The sequence below is a fragment of the Streptococcus mitis genome, from assembly GCF_946190115.1.
In the GTDB taxonomy this organism is placed as follows: domain Bacteria; phylum Bacillota; class Bacilli; order Lactobacillales; family Streptococcaceae; genus Streptococcus; species Streptococcus mitis_CO.
Genome location: NZ_CAMHZG010000003.1, coordinates 62,188 through 85,980 on the forward strand (window position 1 = coordinate 62,188; position 23,793 = coordinate 85,980).

Here is a 23,793-nt window from a genome sequence, read left to right on the forward strand (position 1 = left end):
CCCAAAGAAGGCTTGACGGCCTTCTTTTTCTGCACTATACTAGAAGACAAGTGCTTCCCTATAAGCAAAATTTGAGTAAGTGATGAGAAAATATATGAAAAATTATCAAGAATGGTATGACCACATTGCTGGTAACATTAAAAATAAGCCCTTTCTTCTGAGCTTGTTAAGAACTTTCAATCGGTTCATGACGGTAGTTATGCCTATAGTTTATCTAACCTTGTTAGCAACTACCTATCTTCAACAAGAACTTGGGAAACAGGTCGGAATCTATTTGTTTATTCCAGCGTCAGGTTTTGTGATTTTGTCCTTTCTTCGTAAGAAAATCAATGCCCCTAGGCCTTATGAAGTTTGGGAAATTGTCCCGCTACTAGACAGAGATAGTCCTGGTCAGTCTATGCCCAGTCGTCATGTCTTTTCAGCAACCATTATCTCCATGGCTTGCTTGCATGCTAGTCTAACTATGGGGATGATTTGTTTGACATTATCAGCCTTCCTAGGTCTAGTAAGAGTCTTAGGGGGAGTGCATTATCCCAAGGATGTAGTGGTTGGCTATATTTGTGGTCTTGTGTGGGGTGTGCTTTTCTTTCTATTTTGACCTGTAAGTTAAGGTGATCCCACAACCACTTACGAGCCTAAAGTAACCACTTGCTTTTTTGCTCTTGTTTTCTTATTTTAGCTTTGATATAGTAGAGTCAGAAAGGAGATGGAATGAAGTTACGAATCGAAATTGATAGCAATTTAGAGGAAACTGAAATTGTCATCAAGGCAACGGCTTTGACAGATGAGATTGCGGAATTACAGCGACTCTTACAAGAGTCCAAGTCTCCTAGGTTGATTTTTTACAAGGGGACGGGTGAGTATTATCTGAACTTGTCGGAAATTCTCTTCTTTGAGACAGAAGGGAACAAGATTTATGCCCATACCCAGAAAGATGCCTACGAAGTTCGGCTTAAACTCTATGAGTTAGAAGCTATCCTTCCTCGCTATTTTAGTCGGGTATCCAAGTCAACGATCGTTAATATTCGGCAGGTTTACTCGGTGGACAAGTCCTTTTCAGGAACGGGCACCATTTCCTTTTATCAGACCCACAAGGAGGTTCATGTGTCACGGCATTACCAATCCCTCCTAAAAGAAAATCTAAGAAACATGAGGTAAGAACATGAAAAAGAAAGCATTTGGTATTGTGTTGCTGGTTTTAGCAACTTTGATATTATTGCAAGGAAATTTTGGAATCCCTTCTCTTGGAGGGCAAATTTGGCCCTTGATTGGTATTGCTTTTTTTGCCTACCAATCAGTTGGAGCTTTGTTGCGTCGCCACTTAACTTCAGCCTCTTTTACAGCTCTAGTAGCCCTCATGATTGCTAACCACTTTTATGATATTTTACCGATTCCAAATCAGTCGCTGTTCTGGGCTAGTATTTTAATCGTACTGGGTGTCAGCGCACTCACTCATTCTAACAGAACTTGGAATGGGAAAAAATGGTGGTATGATGGTGAAAAAACCATTTTTATAGACAAGGAAGTCGCTTTTGGGACAGGGACTTTCTACAAGCAAAATCAAGAATTGGTAGACGACCAAGTAGAAGTTGGTTTTGGCAATGCCAAGATATATTATGACAATGCAGAGATTTTAGGAGATAGCGCAACCCTGAAAGTAGAAGTTGGTTTTGGCAATGCAGTTATCTATGTTCCACAACATTGGAGAGTTGATTTAAAGGTAGAAACTTTCTGTGGCGTAGCCAAGGCAGATACTCCTTTAGCGCCAACCAGCAAAACCTTGATTATCCGTGGAGATGTGGCTTTTGGGAAATTAGGAGTTGTTTACGTTAAATAAAAAAATCTTCTAATTCCCTTGCAAAAATGAAGAAAGTGTGATAACATAGTACGGTATGTGGTGCTAGCACATCCGCTATATTAGATCTAATAGGAGGAAAACACAATGGCTAAAGTATGTTACTTTACAGGTCGTAAGACTGTATCAGGAAACAACCGTTCACACGCGATGAACCAAACAAAACGTGCCGTAAAACCAAACCTTCAAAAAGTTACTGTTCTTATCGATGGTAAACCTAAAAAAGTTTGGGCTTCAGCTCGTGCTTTGAAATCAGGTAAAGTTGAACGCGTTTAATAATAAAAGTAAGGAGACCTTAGGGTCTTTTTTCTTTTACTGTAGATATAAAATCATTTGAAAAATAGAGTAAATATCCGCTGATACAGTATTCTGCTTTTACACTTGGGCTGAAATATGATAAAATAGAGTATCAACTAGTTGAGGTAAAAAGGATGACTGTAAAAATTAATACAAAAGATGGTCAAATCGAACTAACAGATGAAGTGATTGCAACCGTCGTAGGTGGAGCAGCAACTGAGATTTTTGGTGTGGTCGGTATGGCTAGTAAAAATGCCCTCAAAGATAATTTCCAAGCCCTTCTAGGTAAGGAAAATTATTCCAAAGGTGTCGTCGTAAAGGCGGCCGAAGATGGCAGTATTGCAGTTGATGTATATACCGTGTTGAGCTACGGAACAAAGATTAGCGAAGTGTCAAAAAACATTCAAGAGCGTGTTCGTTTTAGTTTGGAAAACCAACTTGGAATTACTGCTCAGACTGTAAATGTCTACATTCAAAATATCAAAGTTGTAGGAGAATAACCGTGTCAAAAATTACTACTAGCTTATTTCAAGAAATGGTGCAGGCTGCATCAACTCGTTTGAATAAGCAAGCTGAATATGTCAATTCATTAAACGTCTTTCCAGTTCCAGATGGAGATACTGGAACAAATATGGGAATGACCATTGAAAATGGAGCCAAAGAAGTTGCAGACAAACCAGCTTCTACAGTTGGAGAGGTAGCGAGCATTCTTGCTAAAGGTCTTTTGATGGGAGCGCGTGGGAACTCAGGAGTGATTACGTCTCAGCTTTTCCGTGGATTTTCACAAGCCATCAAGGATAAAGACGAGTTAACAGGTCAAGACTTGGCCCTTGCCTTCCAATCAGGTGTAGAAGTTGCCTATAAGGCAGTGATGAAACCAGTTGAAGGAACGATTTTGACAGTTTCTCGTGGGGCTGCTATCGGTGCTAAGAAAAAAGCTGAGCAAACAGATGATGCTGTTGAAGTCATGCGCGCAGCCTTGGAAGGTGCTAAAACAGCTCTAGCTAAAACACCAGACATGCTTCCAGTATTGAAAGAAGTTGGCGTTGTGGACTCAGGTGGCCAAGGATTGGTCTTTATCTACGAAGGTTTCCTTTCAGCCCTTACTGGCGAATATATTGCATCTGAGGACTTTGTAGCGACTCCTGCCAACATGAGTGAAATGATCAATGCAGAGCACCACAAGTCTGTGGCTGGTCATGTGGCGACTGAGGACATTACCTTTGGTTACTGTACCGAAATCATGGTAGCTCTTAAGCAAGGTCCCACCTATGCTAAAGATTTTGACTACGACGAGTTCCGTAACTACTTGAATGAACTTGGGGATTCTCTCCTTGTTGTCAATGATGATGAAATTGTCAAAGTCCATGTCCATACAGAAGATCCAGGACTTGTTATGCAAGAAGGTCTCAAATATGGTAGCTTGGTCAAGGTAAAAGTTGACAATATGCGTAATCAACACGAAGCGCAGGTTGAAAAAGAAGCTGCCCAAGTTAACAGGCCTGCTGAAGAAAAAGAGTATGCTTTGATTGCTGTGGTGGCTGGTAAAGGTCTAGCAGATATCTTCCGTTCTCAAGGCGTGGATTATGTTATCGAAGGCGGTCAAACCATGAACCCTTCAACAGAAGACTTTATCAAGGCTGTTGAACAGGTCAACGCTCGTAACATCATCTTCCTGCCAAACAACAAAAACATCTTCATGGCAGCTCAATCTGCAGCAGAAGTTTTGGAGCAACCAGCAGTAGTGGTGGAAGCTCGCACTCTTCCTCAAGGTTTGACAAGTCTTCTTGCCTTTGATCCAAGCAAGTCCATCGAAGAAAACCAAGAGCGTATGACTGCTGCTCTTAGCGATGTCGTTAGCGGAAGCGTCACAACAGCTGTGCGTGATACAACAATCGATGGTTTAGAAATCCATGAAAACGATAATCTTGGTATGGTGGATGGGAAAATTCTCGTGTCAAACCCTGACATGCACCAAACCTTGACAGAAACCTTGAAACATATGTTGGATGAAGATAGTGAAATCGTAACCTTCTATATCGGTGAAGACGGAAGCGAAGAACTTGCCAATGAAATTGCCCAAGAAATCGCAGAAGAATTCGAAGATGTTGAAGTCGAGATTCACCAAGGCCAACAACCTGTTTACCCATACCTATTTAGTGTAGAATAAGATTAATAAAGGACTGAGAAATCAGTTCTTTTTTCTTTTTTAGTAAATGAAATCGGTATCTTTTTTATAAAAACAAAAATAACATTCATAAATAAACGTTAAAATAGAAAATTCAGAAAATTTCTTCTTTTGTCTTGAAAAATTTTGAAAAAGTGGTATGATAGTAACAAGTTATTTTTAAGAGGAAAGAAAGGGGAACAATGGAGAAAATCAGTTTAGAATCTCCTAAGACGGGGTCTGACCTAGTTTTGGAAACACTTCGTGATTTAGGAATTGATACCATCTTTGGTTATCCTGGTGGTGCGGTCTTGCCTTTTTATGATGCGATATATAATTTTAAAGGCATTCGCCACATTCTAGGGCGCCATGAGCAAGGTTGTCTGCATGAAGCTGAAGGTTATGCCAAATCAACTGGAAAGTTGGGTGTTGCCGTCGTCACTAGCGGACCGGGAGCAACAAATGCCATTACAGGGATTGCAGATGCCATGAGCGATAGCGTTCCCCTTTTGGTCTTTACAGGACAGGTTGCGCGAGCAGGGATTGGGAAAGATGCCTTTCAGGAGGCAGACATCGTGGGAATTACCATGCCAATCACTAAGTACAATTACCAAGTTCGTGAGACAGCTGATATCCCTCGAATCATTAAGGAAGCTGTCCATATCGCAACTACAGGACGTCCAGGGCCAGTTGTCATTGACCTACCTAAAGACGTATCTGCTTTAGAAACGGACTTCATCTATTCACCAGAAGTGAACCTACCAAGCTATCAGCCAACTCTTGAGCCAAATGATATGCAAATCAAGAAAATCTTGAAGCAATTATCCAAGGCTAAAAAGCCAGTCTTGTTAGCTGGTGGTGGAATTAGTTATGCTGAAGCTGCTGCGGAATTAAATGAATTTGCAGAACGTTACCAAATTCCAGTGGTAACCAGTCTTTTGGGGCAAGGTACGATTGCAACGAGTCATCCACTCTTCCTTGGAATGGGAGGCATGCACGGGTCATTCGCAGCTAATATTGCCATGACGGAAGCGGACTTTATGATTAGTATTGGTTGTCGTTTCGATGACCGCTTGACGGGGAATCCTAAGACTTTCGCTAAGAATGCTAAGGTTGCTCACATTGATATTGACCCAGCCGAGATTGGCAAGATTATCAGTGCAGATATTCCTGTAGTTGGAGATGCGAAAAAAGCCTTGCAAATGTTGCTGGCCGAACCAACAGTTCATAACAATACTGAGAAATGGATTGAAAAAGTCACTAAAGACAAGAACCGTGTTCGTTCTTATGACAAGAAAGAGCGTGTGGTTCAACCGCAAGCCGTTATTGAACGAATTGGTGAATTGACGAATGGAGATGCCATTGTGGTAACAGACGTTGGTCAACACCAAATGTGGACAGCCCAGTATTATCCCTACCAAAATGAACGTCAGTTAGTGACTTCAGGTGGTTTGGGAACCATGGGATTTGGAATTCCAGCAGCAATTGGAGCTAAAATTGCTAACCCAGATAAGGAAGTAGTCTTGTTTGTTGGAGATGGCGGTTTCCAAATGACTAACCAGGAATTGGCTATTTTAAACATTTACAAGGTGCCAATCAAGGTGGTTATGCTGAACAACCACTCACTTGGAATGGTTCGCCAATGGCAGGAATCCTTCTATGAAGGTAGAACATCTGAGTCAGTCTTTGATACCCTTCCTGATTTCCAATTGATGGCACAAGCTTATGGCATTAAAAACTATAAGTTTGACAATCCTGAGACCTTGGCTCAAGACCTTGAAGTGATCACTGAGAATGTTCCTATGCTAATCGAGGTAGATATTTCTCGTAAGGAACAGGTGTTACCAATGGTACCAGCTGGTAAGAGTAATCATGAGATGTTGGGGGTGAAGTTCCATGCGTAGAATGTTAACAGCAAAACTACAGAATCGATCAGGAGTCCTCAATCGCTTTACCGGTGTCCTGTCTCGTCGTCAGGTTAATATCGAAAGTATCTCTGTTGGAGCAACAGAAGATCCGAATGTATCGCGTATCACCATTATTATTGATGTTGCTTCACATGATGAGGTGGAGCAAATTATCAAACAGCTCAATCGTCAGATTGATGTGATTCGCATTCGTGATATTACAGACAAGCCTCATTTGGAGCGCGAGGTAATTTTGGTTAAGATGTCAGCGCCAGCTGAGAAGCGAGCTGAGATTCTAGCGATTATTCAACCTTTCCGTGCAACAGTTGTAGATGTAGCACCAAGCTCGATTACCATTCAGATGACAGGAAATGCTGAAAAGAGTGAAGCTCTGTTGCGAGTTATTCGACCATACGGTATTCGCAATATTGCTCGAACTGGTGCAACTGGATTTACCCGCGATTAATACTCTTCGAAAATCTCTTCAAATCACGTCAGCTTTGCCTTGCCGTACTCAAGTACAGCCTGCGGCTAGCTTCCTAATTTGCTCTTTGATTTTCATTGAGTATAAAAATATTTTAAATTTGTTAAACCAGCCTAAAAGGCAATAAATAATAGAAAAGAGAGAAAAACTATGGCAGTTCAAATGGAATATGAAAAAGATGTTAAAGTAGCAGCACTTGACGGTAAAAAAATCGCCGTTATCGGTTATGGTTCACAAGGACATGCGCATGCTCAAAACTTGCGTGACTCAGGTCGTGATGTCATCATCGGTGTACGTCCAGGTAAATCTTTTGACAAAGCAAAAGAAGATGGATTTGACACTTACACAGTAGCAGAAGCAACTAAATTGGCTGACGTTATCATGATTTTGGCACCAGACGAAATCCAACAAGAATTGTACGAAGCAGAAATCGCTCCAAACTTGGAAGCTGGAAATGCAGTTGGATTTGCCCATGGTTTCAACATTCACTTTGAATTTATCAAAGTTCCTGCAGATGTAGATGTCTTCATGTGTGCTCCTAAAGGACCAGGACACTTGGTACGTCGTACTTACGAAGAAGGATTTGGTGTTCCAGCTCTTTATGCAGTATACCAAGATGCAACAGGAAATGCTAAAAACATTGCTATGGACTGGTGTAAAGGTGTCGGAGCAGCACGTGTAGGTCTTCTTGAAACAACTTACAAAGAAGAAACTGAAGAAGATTTGTTTGGTGAACAAGCTGTACTTTGTGGTGGTTTGACTGCCCTTATCGAAGCAGGTTTCGAAGTCTTGACAGAAGCAGGTTACGCTCCAGAATTGGCTTACTTTGAAGTTCTTCACGAAATGAAATTGATCGTTGACTTGATCTACGAAGGTGGATTCAAGAAAATGCGTCAATCAATTTCAAACACTGCTGAGTACGGTGACTATGTATCAGGTCCACGTGTAATCACTGAGCAAGTTAAAGAAAACATGAAAGCTGTCTTGGCAGATATCCAAAATGGTAAATTTGCAAATGACTTTGTAAATGACTATAAAGCTGGACGTCCAAAATTGACTGCTTACCGTGAACAAGCAGCTAACCTTGAAATTGAAAAAGTTGGTGCAGAATTGCGTAAAGCAATGCCATTCGTTGGTAAAAACGACGATGATGCATTCAAAATCTATAACTAATTGATAGAAATTAAGGTGAAGGCGAGTTGGGGGACTAACTCGCTTTTATAATCAATTCATCTCTCTTTTTAAGAGGATGAATTGAGATAATACTCAATGAAAATCAAAGAGCAAACTAGGAAGCTAGCCGTAGGCTGTACTTGAGTACAGCAAGGTGAAGCTGACGTGGTTTGAATTTGATTTTCGAAGAGTATAAGTATGAAATAGTCTAGGAGAAAAAGATGTTAAGTTCAAAAGATATAATCAAGGCTCATAAGGTCTTGAATGGTGTGGTCGTTAATACACCGCTTGATTATGACCATTATTTATCGGAGAAGTACGATGCTAAGATTTATTTGAAAAAGGAAAATGCCCAACGTGTTCGTTCTTTTAAAATTCGTGGTGCCTATTATGCTATTTCTCAGCTCAGCAAGGAAGAGCGTGAGCGTGGGGTAGTCTGTGCCTCTGCGGGAAATCATGCGCAGGGAGTAGCCTATACTTGTAATGAAATGAAAATTCCTGCTACTATTTTTATGCCCATTACTACTCCGCAACAAAAAATTGGGCAGGTTCGCTTTTTTGGTGGGGATTTCGTGACCATTAAACTAGTTGGAGATACCTTTGATGCTTCTGCTAAAGCAGCTCAAGAATTTACAGCCTCTGAAAATCGTACCTTTATTGATCCTTTTGATGATGCTCATGTTCAAGCTGGTCAAGGGACAGTTGCTTATGAGATTTTAGAAGAAGCTCGAAAAGAATCGATTGATTTTGATGCTGTCTTGGTTCCTGTTGGTGGTGGTGGTCTCATTGCTGGGGTTTCTACCTATATCAAGGAAACAAGTCCAGAAATTGAAGTCATTGGGGTAGAGGCTAATGGAGCACGTTCCATGAAGGCTGCCTTTGAAGCTGGTGGTCCAGTCAAACTCAAAGAAATTGACAAATTTGCGGATGGGATTGCTGTACAAAAGGTAGGACAGTTGACCTATGAAGCAACTCGTCAACATGTTCAAACTTTGGTAGGTGTCGATGAGGGATTGATTTCTGAAACCTTGATTGACCTTTACTCTAAGCAAGGGATTGTAGCAGAGCCTGCTGGAGCAGCTAGTATCGCCTCTCTAGAGGTTTTAGCTGAATATATCAAGGGGAAAACCATTTGTTGTATCATTTCTGGAGGAAATAATGATATCAACCGTATGCCAGAAATGGAAGAGCGTGCCTTGATTTATGATGGGATTAAGCATTACTTTGTGGTCAATTTTCCACAGCGTCCAGGTGCTCTGCGTGAGTTTGTAAATGATATCCTGGGACCAAATGATGATATCACACGTTTTGAGTATATCAAACGAGCTAGCAAGGGGACAGGTCCAGTATTGATTGGGATTGCCTTGGCAGATAAGCATGATTATGCAGGATTGATTCGTCGAATGGAAGGTTTTGATCCAGCTTATATTAACTTAAATGGTAATGAAACGCTCTATAATATGCTTGTCTGAGAACTAATAAAAAAATATCATATTATTTGCACAACTGATGTATAGGTGTTATAATGAGGATGAAGAAAGGGGGCGATTCCTATGGACTTAGGAAATCTATCGTGCTATTTCTACTACAACTCACTATAACACCTATTATTTTTGATTCTGTTTATATTGAGGCGACAGCATTACTTACTATATATAAGGAAATTTTTTGAAATCCCCAATTGTATATATCCCTAATTTGAACTTTCACTAAATATAATAGGAATTAGAAAAAATAATCAATGTTTGTGAGATGGTTGCTAGGTGAGTCGGCTGAAAAAACTCGTGAGATAAACAATAGTGCTAGACATGAAACGGCAAGTGCTGCTGTTTTCAAATGACTAGCTGGGAAGCGGGTATGTAATCAGAAGGTGCAAGATTGGACAAAGTAAGTAGTACCGGTTGTGAAATAAATAAGATATAGATAAGGACAGGAAAGGAACCAAAGAAGGAGAAAGAAAACGGAATGGTTTAGAGATAGTGTGGAGTGAAAGACTATCTTTAGTGGACTTGTTGATTTAAAAGGAATATATAGAATGAAATAGTAAATCCTGTCTATCCTATTGAGAAACTGGCATTCAGTATACATGAATATTTTTACAAGTTTAAAGTTTAATAATACAATTATTCTTTAGGAGCTTACTAATGGGTTATAGTAAGCAAAAACCTATATATTATCGGCTTTAAAAAGGAAGTAAGAAGATTCTGAATCATTTATTTTATTGAATATATGTTTTTTTATTGACAAAAGACATAAAAACGTATAGAATAATATAACGTAAAGAAGAAAATAGGAGAAGAACATGGCTAAGTCAAACTTTGAAAAAGTAGAATCAGTTGTTGGCTGGGTTCGTGATAAGAAAATCACAGGCTACCGTATCTCTAAAGAAACGAATGCGCGTGAAATGTCTATCATTGCTCTAGCGCAGGGTCGTGCAAAAGTAAAAAATATTTCATTTGAAACAGCTCTAGGTTTAATTGATTTCTATGAAAAAAATCATGAAAAATTTGAAGATTAATCTTTGGATAATGGCGGATTCTTGAATAAGGTCTGCCTTTTCATTTTGATACTCAATGAAAATCAAAGAGCAAACTAGGAAGCTAGCCGTAGGCTGCTCAAAGCACTGCTTTGAGGTTGTAAATAAGACTGACAGAGTCAGTAACATATACCTACGGCAAGGCGAAGCTGACGTGGTTTGAAGAGATTTTCGAAGAGTATGAGGATAGCAAAAAGACTGCACGGTTGATGCAGCCTTTTCTTTTTATTTGAGATAGCGTTGAAGGAATTCTTTTGTACGGTCTTCTTTAGGATTGGTGAAGAGGTCTTCTGGTTTGCCTTCTTCAGCAATCACACCTTTATCCATAAAGATAACACGGTGAGAGACATCACGGGCGAATTCCATTTCGTGAGTTACAACAATCATGGTCAAGCCTTCTTGAGCCAGGTCCTGCATGATTTTGAGGACTTCTCCAACCATTTCTGGATCGAGAGCTGATGTTGGTTCATCAAAGAGAATGGCGTCCGGATTCATGGAGAGGGCACGAGCGATGGCCACACGTTGTTTTTGACCACCTGAGAGTTGTTTTGGTTTCGCTTGCCAGTAGCGTTCTCCCATGCCGACCTTTTCCAGGTTTTCTTTGGCAATCTTTTCAGCTTCTGTACGTTCGCGTTTAAGGACAGTCGTCTGAGCGACGATTGTGTTTTCAAGAACGTTGAGATTTTCAAAGAGGTTAAAAGATTGAAAAACCATCCCCAACTTTTCACGGTATTGCGTGAGGTCATAGCCTTTTTCGAGGACGTTTTGTCCATGATAAAGAATTTGTCCATCAGTTGGCGTTTCAAGGAGGTTAATGGAGCGTAGGAATGTTGATTTTCCGCTTCCAGAGCTTCCGATGATAGAGATGACCTCTCCCTTGTGGACAGTGAGTGAAATGTCTTTTAGCACTTCGTTTTGTCCATAGGATTTTTTGAGGTGTTTAATTTCAAGGATTGCTTGTGTCATTATTTCAAATCCTCCGTTTGCATTTGGTTAGCACCTGTAGTATAGGTATCCATGTCCATGCGGCGTTCGATGAAGCGTAGGATACGTGTTACGGTGAAGGTGAGGACAAAGTAAATCACTGCGATGATTGTAAATGTCTGGAAGTATTGATAGGTTTGCGTCGCCACGGTATTTCCTGAAAAATAAAGTTCGACAACAGAGATAACGTTCAATACAGATGTATCTTTGATATTGATGACAAATTCATTACCAGTTGCTGGCAGGATGTTACGGACTACCTGAGGTAGGACAATCTTACGCATGGTTTGGTTATGAGTCATACCAAGAGCAGTAGCGGCTTCAAATTGTCCCTTGTCAACTGCTAGGATACCACCACGGACGATTTCAGTCATGTAGGCACCAGTGTTGATTGAAACGATGAAGATAGCAGCTAGTGTGCGGTCAAGGTTGATACCGAAAGCTTGGGCAGTTCCATAGTAGATAACCATCGATTGAACGATCATTGGCGTACCACGGAAAATTTCAATGTAGACGTTGAGAATCCAGCCGACTAGTTTTTGTAGGCCGTAAATGACTTTGTTTTCAGAGAGAGGAGCAGTACGGAAAACACCAATGGCAAGGCCGATAATGAGACCTATGATGGTTCCGACGATAGAGATTAAAAGAGTGATACCAGCACCACGCAAGAGTTGTTGCCAGTTTTCAGAAAGAATTTTAGTGACTTGGCTAAAGAAACTACTGCTAGTCTCTTCAGTTGTTGTAGCTTCGGCAGGTTGTTCCTTGATCATACGATCCATCAAGGCAACTTGGTCGTCTTTTGAAATGGTTTCAATGCTGGCATTGATTTGGCTAATACGATTGTCATCTTTACGAAGTCCAATGGCGATAGCTGTATCTTCTTCTCCAGTTTTGAAACCTGGTTCTACTTGGACCATCTTGAACTTAGAGTTAGCGGCTTCGGCAGTCAGTGCTTCAGGGCGTTCAGAAACATAAGCATCAATGACACCAGCCTCAAGAGCTTGGCGCATTTGAGCGAAGTCTCCCATGGCTGTTTCTTTTTTAGCGCCTGAGATTTGACCAATCAAGTCGTAGAGGTAGACACCTTGTTGAGAAGTGATTTTCGCACCATTAAAGTCATCCAAAGATTTAGCATTTGCGTAGGCAGAATCTTTTTTGACTAGTAGGACAGGTTCGCTAGTGTAGTAACTGCTTGAAAAGGCAATTTCTTGTTTGCGTTCTGCAGTTGGACTCATACCTGCGATAATCATGTCAATCTTACCAGAAGTAAGGGCAGGGACTAGACCTTCCCACTTTGTTTTAACAACCAAAGGTTCTTTACCTAAGTCCTTAGCGATTTTCTTGGCGATTTGAACATCGTATCCGTTAGCATACTGGTTAGTCCCATCGATTTTGACAGCTCCATTGCTATCATCATCCTGAGTCCAGTTAAAGGGAGCATATGCTGCTTCCATCCCGATGCGTAAATATTCATCAGCTTGAGCAACATTGACAAGTCCCAGCATCAGCAAGAGACTTGTGAAAATAGATAAGTATATTTTTCTCATGATTTCTCCTATTTCTAATCTATTAAAAAATAACTGTCTCCTATTTTATCGAAAAAAACTCTATTTTTCAATATAGGTAAGCCCTTACTTGAGAAAAAATGATATAATGATAGCAAAGATAAAAAGGGGGCTTAGTTGATGAAAAAAACTTTTTTCTTACTGGTCTTAGGCTTGTTTTGCCTTCTGCCACTCTCTGTTTTTGCCATTGATTTCAAGATAAACTCTTACCAAGGGGATTTGTATATTCATGCAGACAATACGGCAGAATTTAGACAGAAGATAGTTTACCAGTTTGAGGAGGACTTTAAGGGCCAAATCGTGGGACTTGGACGTGCTGGCAAGATGCCTAGTGGATTTGACATTGATCCTCATCCAAAGGTTCAGGCTGCGAAAAACGGTGCTGAACTAGCAGACGTTACTAGCGAAGTGATAGAAGGAGCAGATGGTTATACTGTTAAAGTTTATAATCCAGGTCAAGAAGGCGACACAGTTGAAGTTGACCTTGTCTGGAACTTAAAGAATTTGCTTTTTCTATATGATGACATTGCTGAATTAAATTGGCAACCTTTAACAGATAGTTCAGGGGCTATTGGAAAGTTTGAATTTCATGTAAGGGGAGACAAGGGGGCTGAAAAACTCTTTTTCCATACAGGCAAACTTTTTAGAGAGGGAACGATTGAAAAGAGTAGCCTTGATTATACTATTCGTTTGGACAATCTTCCAGCTAAGCGTGGAGTTGAATTGCATGCCTACTGGCCTCGAACTGATTTTGCTAGCGCTAGGGATCAGGGATTGAAAGGAAATCGTTTAGAAGAATTTAATAAGGTAGAAGACTCGATTGTTAGAGAAAAAGATCAGAGTAAACAACTCGTTACTTGGGTGTTTCCTTCCATACTTTCTATCTCCTTGTTATTAAGTGTCTGTTTCTATTTTATTTATAGAAGAAAGACCACTCCTTCGGTCAAATATGCAAAAAATCATCGTCTCTATGAACCACCAATGGAATTAGAGCCTATGGTTTTATCAGAGGCTGTCTACTCTACCTCCTTGGAGGAAGTGAGTCCTCTAACAAAAGGAGCAGGTAAATTTACCTTTGATCAACTTATTCAAGCTACCTTGCTAGATGTGATAGACCGTGGAAATGTCTCTATCATTTCAGAAGGAGATGCAGTTGGTTTGAGGCTAGTAAAAGAAGATGGTTTGTCAAGCTTTGAGAAAGACTGTCTAAATCTGGCTTTTTCAGGCAAAAAAGAAGAAACTCTTTCCAATTTGTTTGCGGATTACAAGGTATCTGATAGTCTTTATCGTAGAGCAAAAGTCTCTGATGAAAAACGGATTCAAGCAAAGGGGCGTCAGCTCAAATCTTCTTTTGAAGAAGTATTGAATCAGATGCAAGAAGGAGTGAGAAATCGAGTTTCCTTCTGGGGATTCCCAGATTATTATCGTCCTTTAACTGGTGGGGAAAAGGCCTTGCAAGTGGGTATGGGGGTCTTGACTATCCTGCCCCTATTTATCGGATTTGGTTTGTTCTTGTACAGTTTGGATGTTTATGGCTATATTTACCTCCTCTTGCCAATACTTGGTTTTCTAGGTTTGGTTTTGGCTGTTTTCTATTATTGGAAGCTTCGACTAGATAATCGTGATGGTGTTCTGAATGAAGCAGGAGCAGAAGTCTACTATCTCTGGACCAGTTTTGAAAATATGTTGCGTGAGATTGCACGATTGGATCAGGCTGAACTGGAAAGTATTGTGGTCTGGAATCGCCTCTTGGTCTATGCGACCTTATTTGGCTATGCGGACAAGGTCAGCCATTTGATGAAGGTTCATCAGATTCAAGTGGAAAATCCAGATATCAATCTTTATGTAGCTTATGGCTGGCATAGTATGTTTTATCATTCAAGCGCGCAAATGAGCCATTATGCTAGTGTCGCAAATACAGCAAGTACCTACTCCGTATCTTCTGGAAGTGGAAGTTCTGGCGGTGGTTTCTCTGGAGGCGGAGGTGGCGGCAGTATCGGCGCCTTTTAAAGAGAGCTATCACTGGCTGAAAAAATATGCTATAATGGAAGATAGAAAAAAGGAGTAATCTATGTATCTTATTGAAATTTTAAAATCTATCTTCTTCGGGATTGTTGAAGGAATTACGGAATGGTTGCCGATTTCCAGTACAGGTCACTTGATTTTAGCAGAGGAATTTATCCAATACCAAAATCAAAATGAAGCCTTTATGTCCATGTTTAATGTCGTGATTCAGCTTGGTGCTATTTTAGCGGTTATGGTCATTTACTTTAATAAACTAAATCCTTTTAAACCAAGTAAAGACAAGCAGGAAGTTCGTAAGACTTGGAGACTGTGGTTGAAGGTCTTGATTGCTACTTTACCTTTACTTGGTGTCTTTAAGTTTGATGATTGGTTTGATACCCACTTCCATAATATGGTTTCTGTTGCTCTCATGTTGATTATCTACGGGATTGCCTTTATTTATTTGGAAAAGCGCAATAAAGCGCGTGCTATCGAACCAAGTGTAACAGAATTGGACAAGCTTCCTTATACGACAGCTTTCTATATTGGACTCTTCCAAGTTCTTGCTCTTTTACCAGGTACAAGCCGTTCTGGAGCAACGATTGTAGGTGGTTTGTTGAATGGAACTAGTCGTTCTGTTGTGACAGAATTTACCTTCTATCTTGGGATTCCTGTTATGTTTGGAGCCAGTGCCTTAAAGATTTTCAAATTTATAAAAGCAGGACAGCTCTTGAGTTTTGGGCAATTGTTCTTGCTCTTGGTTGCGATGGGAGTAGCTTTTGCAGTCAGCATGGTCGCTATTCGTTTCTTGACAAGCTATGTGAAAAAACACGACTTTACCCTTTTCGGTAAATACCGTATCGTACTTGGTAGTATCTTGCTACTTTACAGCTTTGTCCGTTTATTTGTATAAGAAAAACCTTGAAGGGGCAACTCTTCAAGGTTTTACACTCAATGAAAATCAAAGAGCAAACTAGGAAGCTAGCCAAAGGTTGCTCAAAACACTATTTTGAGGTTGCAGATAGAGCTGACGTGGTTTGAAGAGATTTTCGAAGAGTATTAAAATCCAGTCAGGGTAATCCCCAACAGGCGGACACCTCTTTCTTTCTCGCTTAACTCTTCATAGAGTTGCAGGGCTATTTGGCTTATCTGGCTAGCATCCTGTGTTTTTTGAGAAAGACTTTTTCGTTTAGTAAGAGTTGAAAAGTCCTCGTAGCGGATTTTCAGAATGACAATTTTTCCAGATTTTTCTTGTTGATTGAGATTGAGAGCGACTCGTTCTGATAGGAGAGTCAGCTCTTTTTTGATGTCTTCCTCGGCACGGAGAATCTTCCCGTAGGTTTTCTCCTTCCCGATTGATTTACGGATGCGATTGGATTTGACGGGGGAATTGTGAATACCACGAGCCTTTCGATAAAGATCATAGCCCAGTCTGCCAAAACGGTCTATTAGGGTCACTTCAGGAACTTTAAGTAGATCAGCGCCGGTAAAAACACCCATTTGATGAAGTCTTTCCACTGTCTTTTTTCCTACTCCATGAAACTTGGAAATATCCATTTGTTTTAGAAAGTCCTCAGCCTGGTCAGGTAGAATCACTGTCAGACCATGTGGTTTTTGATAATCACTAGCCATTTTAGCTAAGAATTTGTTGTAGGAAACGCCAGCAGAAGCAGTTAGATGGAGTTCTTGCCAGATATCCTCTTGAATGAGGCGAGCGATTTTGACTGCTGACTTGATACCGAGTTTATTTTCTGTTACATCCAAATAGGCTTCGTCAATGCTCATGGGTTCTATTAAATCTGTATAACGCTTAAAGATAGTTCGAATCTGGAGGCCAACAGATTTATATTTTTCATAATTCCCTGAGATAAAGACGGACTGGGGACAACGCTCATAGGCTTCCTTAGAGCTCATGGCTGAATGGACACCAAAAGCTCGTGCCTCATAGCTACAGGTAGAAACGACTCCCCGCCCACCTGTTTGCCGAGGGTCGCTTCCGATAATGACAGGTTTTCCTCTGAGTTTAGGATTATCCCTGATTTCCACGGCAGCAAAAAAGGCATCCATGTCAATATGGATGATTTTTCTTGACAAATCATTTAATAAAGGAAAAATCAACATGCCTAGCCCCCCTTTTTACAGCATATTTTCTTTTATTATACCCTTTTTTCTGAAAAAAGGAAAAAAGGGTATATTTTTTTCAAAAATATAATACAGTTTAGGATAAAACACAGACTGTTTTAGAAAAGAAAGTGTAAAAATAGGGATTTACCACTTGTTGAAAACGATTACTGTATGGTATACTTATCTCATGAATGTAACAGATGGCTGTTACTAGAAAGAAAAAAGAGGACATTAACATGGTTGTTAAGACAGTTGTTGAAGCACAAGATATTTTTGACAAAGCTTGGGAAGGCTTCAAAGGCGTAGATTGGAAAGAAAAAGCAAGTGTATCACGCTTTGTACAAGCTAACTACACACCTTACGATGGAGACGAAAGCTTCCTTGCAGGACCAACAGAACGTTCACTTCACATCAAAAAAATTGTAGAAGAAACGAAGGCACACTACGAAGAAACTCGTTTCCCAATGGACACTCGTCCAACATCTATCGCTGACATTCCAGCAGGATTTATCGACAAAGAAAATGAAGTTATCTTTGGTATCCAAAACGATGAACTCTTCAAATTGAACTTCATGCCAAAAGGTGGTATCCGTATGGCTGAAACTACTTTGAAAGAAAATGGATATGAACCAGATCCAGCTGTTCATGAAATCTTTACTAAATACGTAACAACAGTTAACGACGGTATCTTCCGTGCCTACACTTCAAACATTCGTCGCGCTCGTCACGCTCACACTGTAACTGGTCTTCCAGATGCATACTCACGCGGACGTATCATCGGTGTTTACGCACGTCTTGCTCTTTACGGTGCAGACTACTTGATGCAAGAAAAAGTAAACGACTGGAATGCAATCGAAGAAATCGATGAAGAAACAATCCGTCTTCGTGAAGAAATTAATCTTCAATACCAAGCATTGCAACAAGTTGTTCGCTTGGGTGACCTTTACGGAGTTGACGTTCGTAAACCAGCGATGAACGTTAAAGAAGCTATCCAATGGGTTAACATCGCCTTCATGTCTGTCTGCCGTGTTATCAACGGTGCTGCTACATCCCTAGGACGTGTACCAATCGTATTGGATATCTTTGCAGAACGTGACCTTGCTCGTGGTACATTTACTGAATCAGAAATCCAAGAATTCGTTGATGATTTCGTTATGAAACTTCGTACAGTTAAATTTGCTCGTACAAAAGCTTACGACCAATTGTACTCAGGTGACCCAACTTTCATCACAACTTCTATGGCTGGTATGGGTAACGACGGTCGTCACCGTGTTACTAAGATGGACTACCGTTTCTTGAACACACTTGACAACATCGGTAACTCTCCAGAACCAAACTTGACAGTTCTTTGGACTGATAAATTGCCATACAACTTCCGTCGCTACTGTATGCACATGAGCCACAAACACTCTTCTATCCAATACGAAGGTGTAACAACAATGGCTAAAGACGGATATGGTGAAATGAGCTGTATCTCATGCTGTGTGTCTCCACTTGACCCAGAAAATGAAGAACAACGCCACAACATCCAGTACTTCGGTGCGCGTGTAAACGTATTGAAAGCCCTTCTTACTGGTTTGAACGGTGGTTACGACGATGTTCACAAAGACTACAAAGTATTTGACATCGAACCAATCCGTGACGAAGTTCTTGAATTTGAATCAGTTAAAGCTAACTTTGAAAAATCTCTTGACTGGTTGACTGACACTTACGTAGACGCTTTGAACATCATCCACTACATGACTGATAAGTACAACTACGAAGCTGTTCAAATGGCCTTCTTGCCAACTAAACAACGTGCCAACATGGGATTCGGTATCTGTGGATTTGCCAACACTGTTGACACATTGTCAGCTATCAAATACGCTACAGTTAAACCAATCCGTGACGAAAATGGCTACATCTACGATTACGAAACAATCGGTGAATATCCACGTTGGGGTGAAGATGACCCACGTTCAAACGAATTGGCAGAATGGTTGATCGAAGCTTACACAACTCGTCTACGTAGCCACAAACTTTACAAAGACGCTGAAGCTACAGTATCACTTTTGACAATCACATCTAACGTTGCTTACTCTAAACAAACTGGTAACTCACCAGTCCACAAAGGTGTATACCTCAACGAAGATGGTTCTGTGAACTTGTCTAAACTTGAATTCTTCTCACCAGGTGCTAACCCATCTAACAAAGCTAAAGGTGGATGGTTGCAAAACTTGAACTCACTTTCTAGCCTTGACTTTAGTTATGCAGCTGATGGTATCTCATTGACTACACAAGTCTCACCTCGCGCTCTTGGTAAGACTCGTGACGAACAAGTTGATAACTTGGTAACAATTCTTGATGGTTACTTCGAAAACGGTGGACAACACGTTAACTTGAACGTTATGGACTTGAACGATGTTTACGAAAAGATCATGTCAGGTGAAGACGTTATCGTACGTATCTCTGGATACTGTGTAAACACTAAATACCTCACTCCAGAACAAAAAACTGAATTGACACAACGTGTCTTCCACGAAGTTCTTTCAATGGATGATGCCTTGGATGCATTGAGCTAATCAAGTTCTTGAATAATGAAATAAGGAACCCTCGGTCAGTCGACTGAGGGTTGTTTTTTGGGATCTTAAATTCCTTAAGTCAGGTACTGAAATGTCTGACCGAGATTCAAAGATACTTGTTGAGTTGCGGGAGGTATTTGATACTCAATGAAAATCAAAGAGCAAACTAGGAAGCTAGCCGCAGATTGCTCAAAGCACTGCTTTGAGGTTGTAGATAGAGCTGACGTGGTTTGAATTTTATTTTCGAAGAGTATGAAAATAAAAACACCACACTTTGTAAGACACAAGGTGTGGTTGTATTTTATCTCTTAGACCAAGTTCTCTTCATAAAGAGAAGTAGGATTGGGTAAATTTCCAAGCGACCTGCAATCATTGCAAAGGAGAGGAGGATTTTTGAGATAGGGCTAAATATGGAGAAACTAGATGTCGTTCCTAGAATAGGTCCTATATTATTGAAACAGCTAAAGACAGCACTGGTCACAACCAGAAAATCATTGCTATCTAGGCTGACAATAAAGATAAGGGATAGCAGAATCATAGAATAGATGACAAAGTACTTGAGAATCTTATGCTGGGTATCTTTGTCAATCACCGTTTTATTAACATGGAGGGTCAAAACACGGTGGGGTGATAGGATTGACAAAATTTGATTTTTAGCAATTTTTGAAAGGATGAGGCCTCGAATAACCTTGAGTCCACCTGCGGTTGAACCAGCAGAACCACCGATTCCCATGAGGAAGAGGAGGATAAACTGGGAGAAGAGGGGCCAATTGGTAATGTCTCCATATCCAAAACCAGTCGTCGTAATGATATTGGAAACTTGGAAGAAGGCCATTTCAAAGCTCTTGGAAAATCCTGGATAGAGATAGAGGGTATTGAGGCTAATCAAGCCTGTAGAAAGCAGTACAATGACCAAGTAAGCTCGAAGTTCTTCGTCACCAAAGAAGGCCTTGACGCGACGGAGCATGAGGTAGTAGTAGAGATTAAAATTTACCCCAAAAACCAAAACCCCGATACTAACCAGATAGGTAATCAGTGAGCTACCATAGTGGGCGATTCCATCGTTATAGACGGTAAATCCTCCGGTACCCGCTGTCCCCATAGCGATGACAAAACTATCAAATAGAGGCATACCGGCTAGATAGTAGATAATCACAAAAAGGGAAAAGAGGGCTAGATAAAGGAGGTAGAGAATCTGGGCAGTATTTTTGAGTTTGGATACAACCTTGCCAAAAACAGGGCCAGGAACCTCAGCCTTCATCACTTCTAGGTGGCTATTCTTGGCATTGTCCATAATAGCAAGTGCAAAAACAAGCACCCCCATCCCTCCAATCAAGTGGGTAAAACTGCGCCAGAAGAGGAGGGAACGACTGAGAACCGAAACGTCGTTCAGAATAGTTGCTCCAGTAGTTGTAAAGCCAGAACTGATTTCAAAAAAGGCATCGATAACGCTGGGAATTTGTCTAGCAAAGACAAAGGGGAGACCGCCAAAGAAAGACCAAAGGATCCAACAGAGGGCAACAATCAAGACTCCCTCCTTGGCATAAATCCGTTGATTTTTTGGTTTTTGTAAAATTCCTGAACCGCCTAGTAATACGAGAATTCCAATTGTTGTAAAGAGAGCTGTAAAGACTTGGCTCGATTCGTGGTAATAGACAGCGATAGCCACAGGAACCAAGAGGAGAACAGCTTCAATCAAAAGTAACTTTGAAAGGAGGTAACGAATCATACTTTTATTCATCTCTTACCTCGCGATCAAGTCATAAATCTTGGTGATGTTTGGCAACAAAGTTGTTACTAGGAGCTTGTCTCCAACTTCCAACATATCCTCCCCAGTTGGGAAAATAGTCTTGCCCTTTCGAATGATAGCTGCAATAAGAACCCCTTTTTTCAATTTCAGTTGAGAAAGAGGTTTGGCAGTCATCTTATTAGCTTCCTTGATATGGAATTGCAGGGTTTCGATTTGGCCATTGGCTAGATGGTGCATGGCTTGAAGGTCTGAATACTGGGCATTAACCCGACCACGAATAAAGTGCATAATCGTGTCTACGGCAATGCTTTTAGGTGTGATGATACTTGAAAAATCAGGCGCATTGATGATCTCGAGGAGACTGGTACGATTGACCTTGGTAATATTTTTCTGTACACCTACCCTGTCAAGGAACATAGAAGTAATCAGATTTTCCTCATCGACTCCTGTTAGAGTCGCAACGGCATCATAGTTTTGAGCACTTTCTTCCAGCAGGATATCTTTTGCGGTACCATCTCCTTGAACGATGTAGAGATTTGGGAATTTCTCGCTAAAGAAGCTGGCGATTTCAGGATTGATTTCAATAACCTTGGTATCGATACGACTGTCTTTGAGGATACCTAGTAGATAATAGGCAATTCTACCAGCTCCAACAATAAGAAGGCTCTTCACGGCACGAGATTTAAAATAATTATGGAAGAGCATCATATCAACACGGTTACCAGTGACAAAGATTCTATCTTTATCCTGTATGGTCATGTCACCACTTGGGATGATAATTTGATGATCTCTTTCTATCGCACAGACAATGACATTGCCAAATTTTTTCCGAAAATCAGAAATGGGCATTTGGCAAAGACCACTGGAGGATTTAACAGTGAATTCCATCAAGCTGACCCGTCCACCAAAGAAACGTTCGACAGATAGGGCGTTGGGGAAGTCAATGATATTCGCGATAGCGCGGGCAGCCAAGAGCTCAGGGTTAACGATAAGAGAAAAACCGAGAATATTCTTTTCCTTGAAATAAGAGTTAGAATATTCAGGGTTCCGCACCCGAACGATGGTCTCTTTAGCTCCCATTTTTTTGGCTAGAACGGCTGCAATCATGTTCACTTCATCATATTCAGTCAAGGCGATAAAGATATCACAATCCTGGACACTGGCTTGCTCAAGGATGGTAAAATCGGCCCCGTTACCAAGGATACCCATGATATCAAAGCGATTGACAATATGATTGAGGACAGCTTCGTCTTGCTCAATCAGCAAAACATCGTGCTTTTCTGCAACCAAGGAGCGACAGAGGGCAGAACCAACTTTTCCCCCTCCGACAAGGATAATTTTCATAATAAAACCTACTTTTTCATGATGTAACTATCATACCTTTTTTCAAGAAAAAATGCACCTACTAGCTAATAACCAGAGTTTTTAGTAGGAAATTTGCTATAAGGTAAAACTATACCCTCATCAATTGAAATAGCTATTAGCACCTTTCTAGAAAATATGGTATGATAAAGGATATACAAGGAGATAAAATGAATAATAATTTACTGGTATTACAATCAGACTTTGGTCTGGTTGATGGTGCGGTATCGGCTATGATTGGAGTGGCTTTAGAAGAGTCTCCAACCTTAAAAATTCATCATTTGACGCACGATATCACGCCTTATAATATTTTTGAGGGGAGCTATCGTCTCTTTCAGACGGTGGATTACTGGCCTGAGGGAACGACGTTTGTATCGGTTGTCGATCCAGGTGTCGGCTCGAAACGTAAGAGTGTAGTTGCCAAGACTGCAAAAAACCAATACATTGTCACACCAGATAATGGGACGCTTTCTTTTATCAAGAAACACGTTGGTATTGTAGCCATTCGTGAAATTTCTGAAGTGGCCAATAGACGTCAAAATACAGAGCATTCTTATACCTTCCACGGTCGTGATGTCTATGCCTATACTGGTGCTAAACTGGCTAGTGGTCACATTAGTTTTGAGGAAGTGGGGCCAGAGCTCAGTGTGGATCAGATTGTGGAGCTTCCAGTCGTAGAGACCATCATTGAAGATCATCTGGTGAAGGGAGCTATTGATATTCTGGATGTGCGTTTTGGTTCGCTTTGGACCTCTATCACGCGAGAAGAGTTTTACAAGCTGGAACCAGCATTCGGTGACCGTTTTGAAGTGACTATCTATCATGCAGATATGCTGGTCTATCAAAATCAGGTTGTCTATGGCAAATCATTTGCGGATGTGAGAATTGGGCAACCCATCCTTTACATCAACTCTCTCTATCGTTTAGGTCTAGCAATTAACCAAGGTTCCTTTGCCAAAGCTTACAATGTGGGTGTCGGTTCATCTTGGACCATTGAAATAAAGAAAATAGAAGGATAAAATAG

Annotated in this window: 20 protein-coding genes; 15 read left to right on the forward strand and 5 right to left on the reverse strand. The window is 40.7% G+C overall.

Annotated elements, in window-relative coordinates:
* The first annotated feature begins 94 nt into the window (after positions 1-94).
* The 11 genes from N8L90_RS02245 (at position 95) to N8L90_RS02295 (ending at position 10,401) form a co-directional block, all read left to right on the forward strand.
* Positions 95-598, forward strand: a complete 504-nt coding sequence (locus tag N8L90_RS02245) for a phosphatase PAP2 family protein (protein ID WP_261023964.1) — start codon at positions 95-97, stop codon at positions 596-598.
* 113 nt (positions 599-711) lie between these two features.
* On the forward strand, positions 712-1,158 hold the full coding sequence (locus N8L90_RS02250; protein WP_261023965.1) for a LytTR family DNA-binding domain-containing protein: 447 nt from the start codon (positions 712-714) through the stop codon (positions 1,156-1,158).
* A 4-nt stretch (positions 1,159-1,162) separates the two neighbouring features.
* Complete coding sequence (locus N8L90_RS02255; protein ID WP_261023966.1) at positions 1,163-1,837, forward strand: LiaF transmembrane domain-containing protein; 675 nt, start codon at positions 1,163-1,165, stop codon at positions 1,835-1,837.
* A 105-nt stretch (positions 1,838-1,942) separates the two neighbouring features.
* Entirely contained in the window at positions 1,943-2,131 is a 189-nt protein-coding gene (gene rpmB, locus N8L90_RS02260) for a 50S ribosomal protein L28 (RefSeq protein ID WP_001140948.1), read from the forward strand.
* 155 nt (positions 2,132-2,286) lie between these two features.
* Entirely contained in the window at positions 2,287-2,652 is a 366-nt protein-coding gene (locus N8L90_RS02265) for an Asp23/Gls24 family envelope stress response protein (RefSeq protein ID WP_000216437.1), read from the forward strand.
* A gap of 2 nt (positions 2,653-2,654) precedes the next feature.
* Positions 2,655-4,322, forward strand: coding sequence for a DAK2 domain-containing protein (locus N8L90_RS02270; protein WP_261023967.1), 1,668 nt, complete (start codon positions 2,655-2,657; stop codon positions 4,320-4,322).
* Between the two features lie 200 nt (positions 4,323-4,522).
* Positions 4,523-6,223, forward strand: coding sequence for an acetolactate synthase large subunit (locus N8L90_RS02275; RefSeq protein WP_261023968.1), 1,701 nt, complete (start codon positions 4,523-4,525; stop codon positions 6,221-6,223).
* A complete protein-coding gene (gene ilvN, locus N8L90_RS02280; protein WP_001253803.1) occupies positions 6,216-6,692 on the forward strand; it encodes an acetolactate synthase small subunit in 477 nt (158 codons plus the stop codon). Before N8L90_RS02275 ends, ilvN begins: the two co-directional genes overlap by 8 nt.
* A gap of 168 nt (positions 6,693-6,860) precedes the next feature.
* Entirely contained in the window at positions 6,861-7,883 is a 1,023-nt protein-coding gene (gene ilvC, locus N8L90_RS02285; RefSeq protein ID WP_000290683.1) for a ketol-acid reductoisomerase, read from the forward strand.
* A 221-nt stretch (positions 7,884-8,104) separates the two neighbouring features.
* The gene (ilvA, locus tag N8L90_RS02290; protein ID WP_261023969.1) at positions 8,105-9,355 is read left to right on the forward strand and encodes a threonine ammonia-lyase IlvA; all 1,251 of its coding nucleotides are present in this window, start codon (positions 8,105-8,107) and stop codon (positions 9,353-9,355) included.
* An 830-nt stretch (positions 9,356-10,185) separates the two neighbouring features.
* The gene (locus N8L90_RS02295) at positions 10,186-10,401 is read left to right on the forward strand and encodes a capsule biosynthesis transcriptional regulator (RefSeq protein ID WP_001130036.1); all 216 of its coding nucleotides are present in this window, start codon (positions 10,186-10,188) and stop codon (positions 10,399-10,401) included.
* A gap of 243 nt (positions 10,402-10,644) precedes the next feature.
* Here the strand turns inward: N8L90_RS02295 and N8L90_RS02300 are convergent, their stop codons facing one another.
* Positions 10,645-11,385 carry an amino acid ABC transporter ATP-binding protein gene (locus N8L90_RS02300; RefSeq protein WP_000189477.1) on the reverse strand — a complete coding sequence of 247 codons (741 nt, stop codon included), beginning with the start codon at positions 11,383-11,385 and terminating at the stop codon, positions 10,645-10,647.
* The gene (locus N8L90_RS02305; RefSeq protein WP_261023970.1) at positions 11,385-12,950 is read right to left on the reverse strand and encodes an ABC transporter substrate-binding protein/permease; all 1,566 of its coding nucleotides are present in this window, start codon (positions 12,948-12,950) and stop codon (positions 11,385-11,387) included. Before N8L90_RS02305 ends, N8L90_RS02300 begins: the two co-directional genes overlap by 1 nt.
* Before the next feature lie 138 nt (positions 12,951-13,088).
* On the opposite strand from N8L90_RS02305, the gene N8L90_RS02310 reads away from it, so the two are divergent.
* Positions 13,089-14,978 (forward strand): DUF2207 domain-containing protein, encoded by a 1,890-nt coding sequence (locus N8L90_RS02310; RefSeq protein ID WP_261023971.1) that lies wholly within the window; start codon positions 13,089-13,091, stop codon positions 14,976-14,978.
* A gap of 61 nt (positions 14,979-15,039) precedes the next feature.
* A complete protein-coding gene (locus tag N8L90_RS02315; protein WP_261023972.1) occupies positions 15,040-15,885 on the forward strand; it encodes an undecaprenyl-diphosphate phosphatase in 846 nt (281 codons plus the stop codon).
* Between the two features lie 146 nt (positions 15,886-16,031).
* Here N8L90_RS02315 and dinB read toward each other — a convergent pair whose 3' ends face one another.
* Positions 16,032-17,093: a DNA polymerase IV gene (dinB, locus tag N8L90_RS02320; protein ID WP_261023973.1), complete on the reverse strand. Its 1,062-nt coding sequence runs from the start codon at positions 17,091-17,093 to the stop codon at positions 16,032-16,034.
* A gap of 239 nt (positions 17,094-17,332) precedes the next feature.
* Between dinB and pflB the strand changes: the two genes are divergently transcribed.
* A complete protein-coding gene (gene pflB / locus N8L90_RS02325) occupies positions 17,333-19,657 on the forward strand; it encodes a formate C-acetyltransferase (protein ID WP_000260631.1) in 2,325 nt (774 codons plus the stop codon).
* A 301-nt stretch (positions 19,658-19,958) separates the two neighbouring features.
* On the opposite strand, the gene N8L90_RS02330 is transcribed toward pflB, so the two are convergent.
* Positions 19,959-21,398 carry a TrkH family potassium uptake protein gene (locus tag N8L90_RS02330; RefSeq protein WP_261023974.1) on the reverse strand — a complete coding sequence of 480 codons (1,440 nt, stop codon included), beginning with the start codon at positions 21,396-21,398 and terminating at the stop codon, positions 19,959-19,961.
* A 3-nt stretch (positions 21,399-21,401) separates the two neighbouring features.
* Complete coding sequence (gene trkA, locus N8L90_RS02335; protein ID WP_000691701.1) at positions 21,402-22,751, reverse strand: Trk system potassium transporter TrkA; 1,350 nt, start codon at positions 22,749-22,751, stop codon at positions 21,402-21,404.
* 188 nt (positions 22,752-22,939) lie between these two features.
* Between trkA and N8L90_RS02340 the strand changes: the two genes are divergently transcribed.
* The gene (locus tag N8L90_RS02340) at positions 22,940-23,788 is read left to right on the forward strand and encodes an SAM hydrolase/SAM-dependent halogenase family protein (RefSeq protein WP_031227981.1); all 849 of its coding nucleotides are present in this window, start codon (positions 22,940-22,942) and stop codon (positions 23,786-23,788) included.
* The last annotated feature ends 5 nt before the right edge of the window (positions 23,789-23,793 follow it).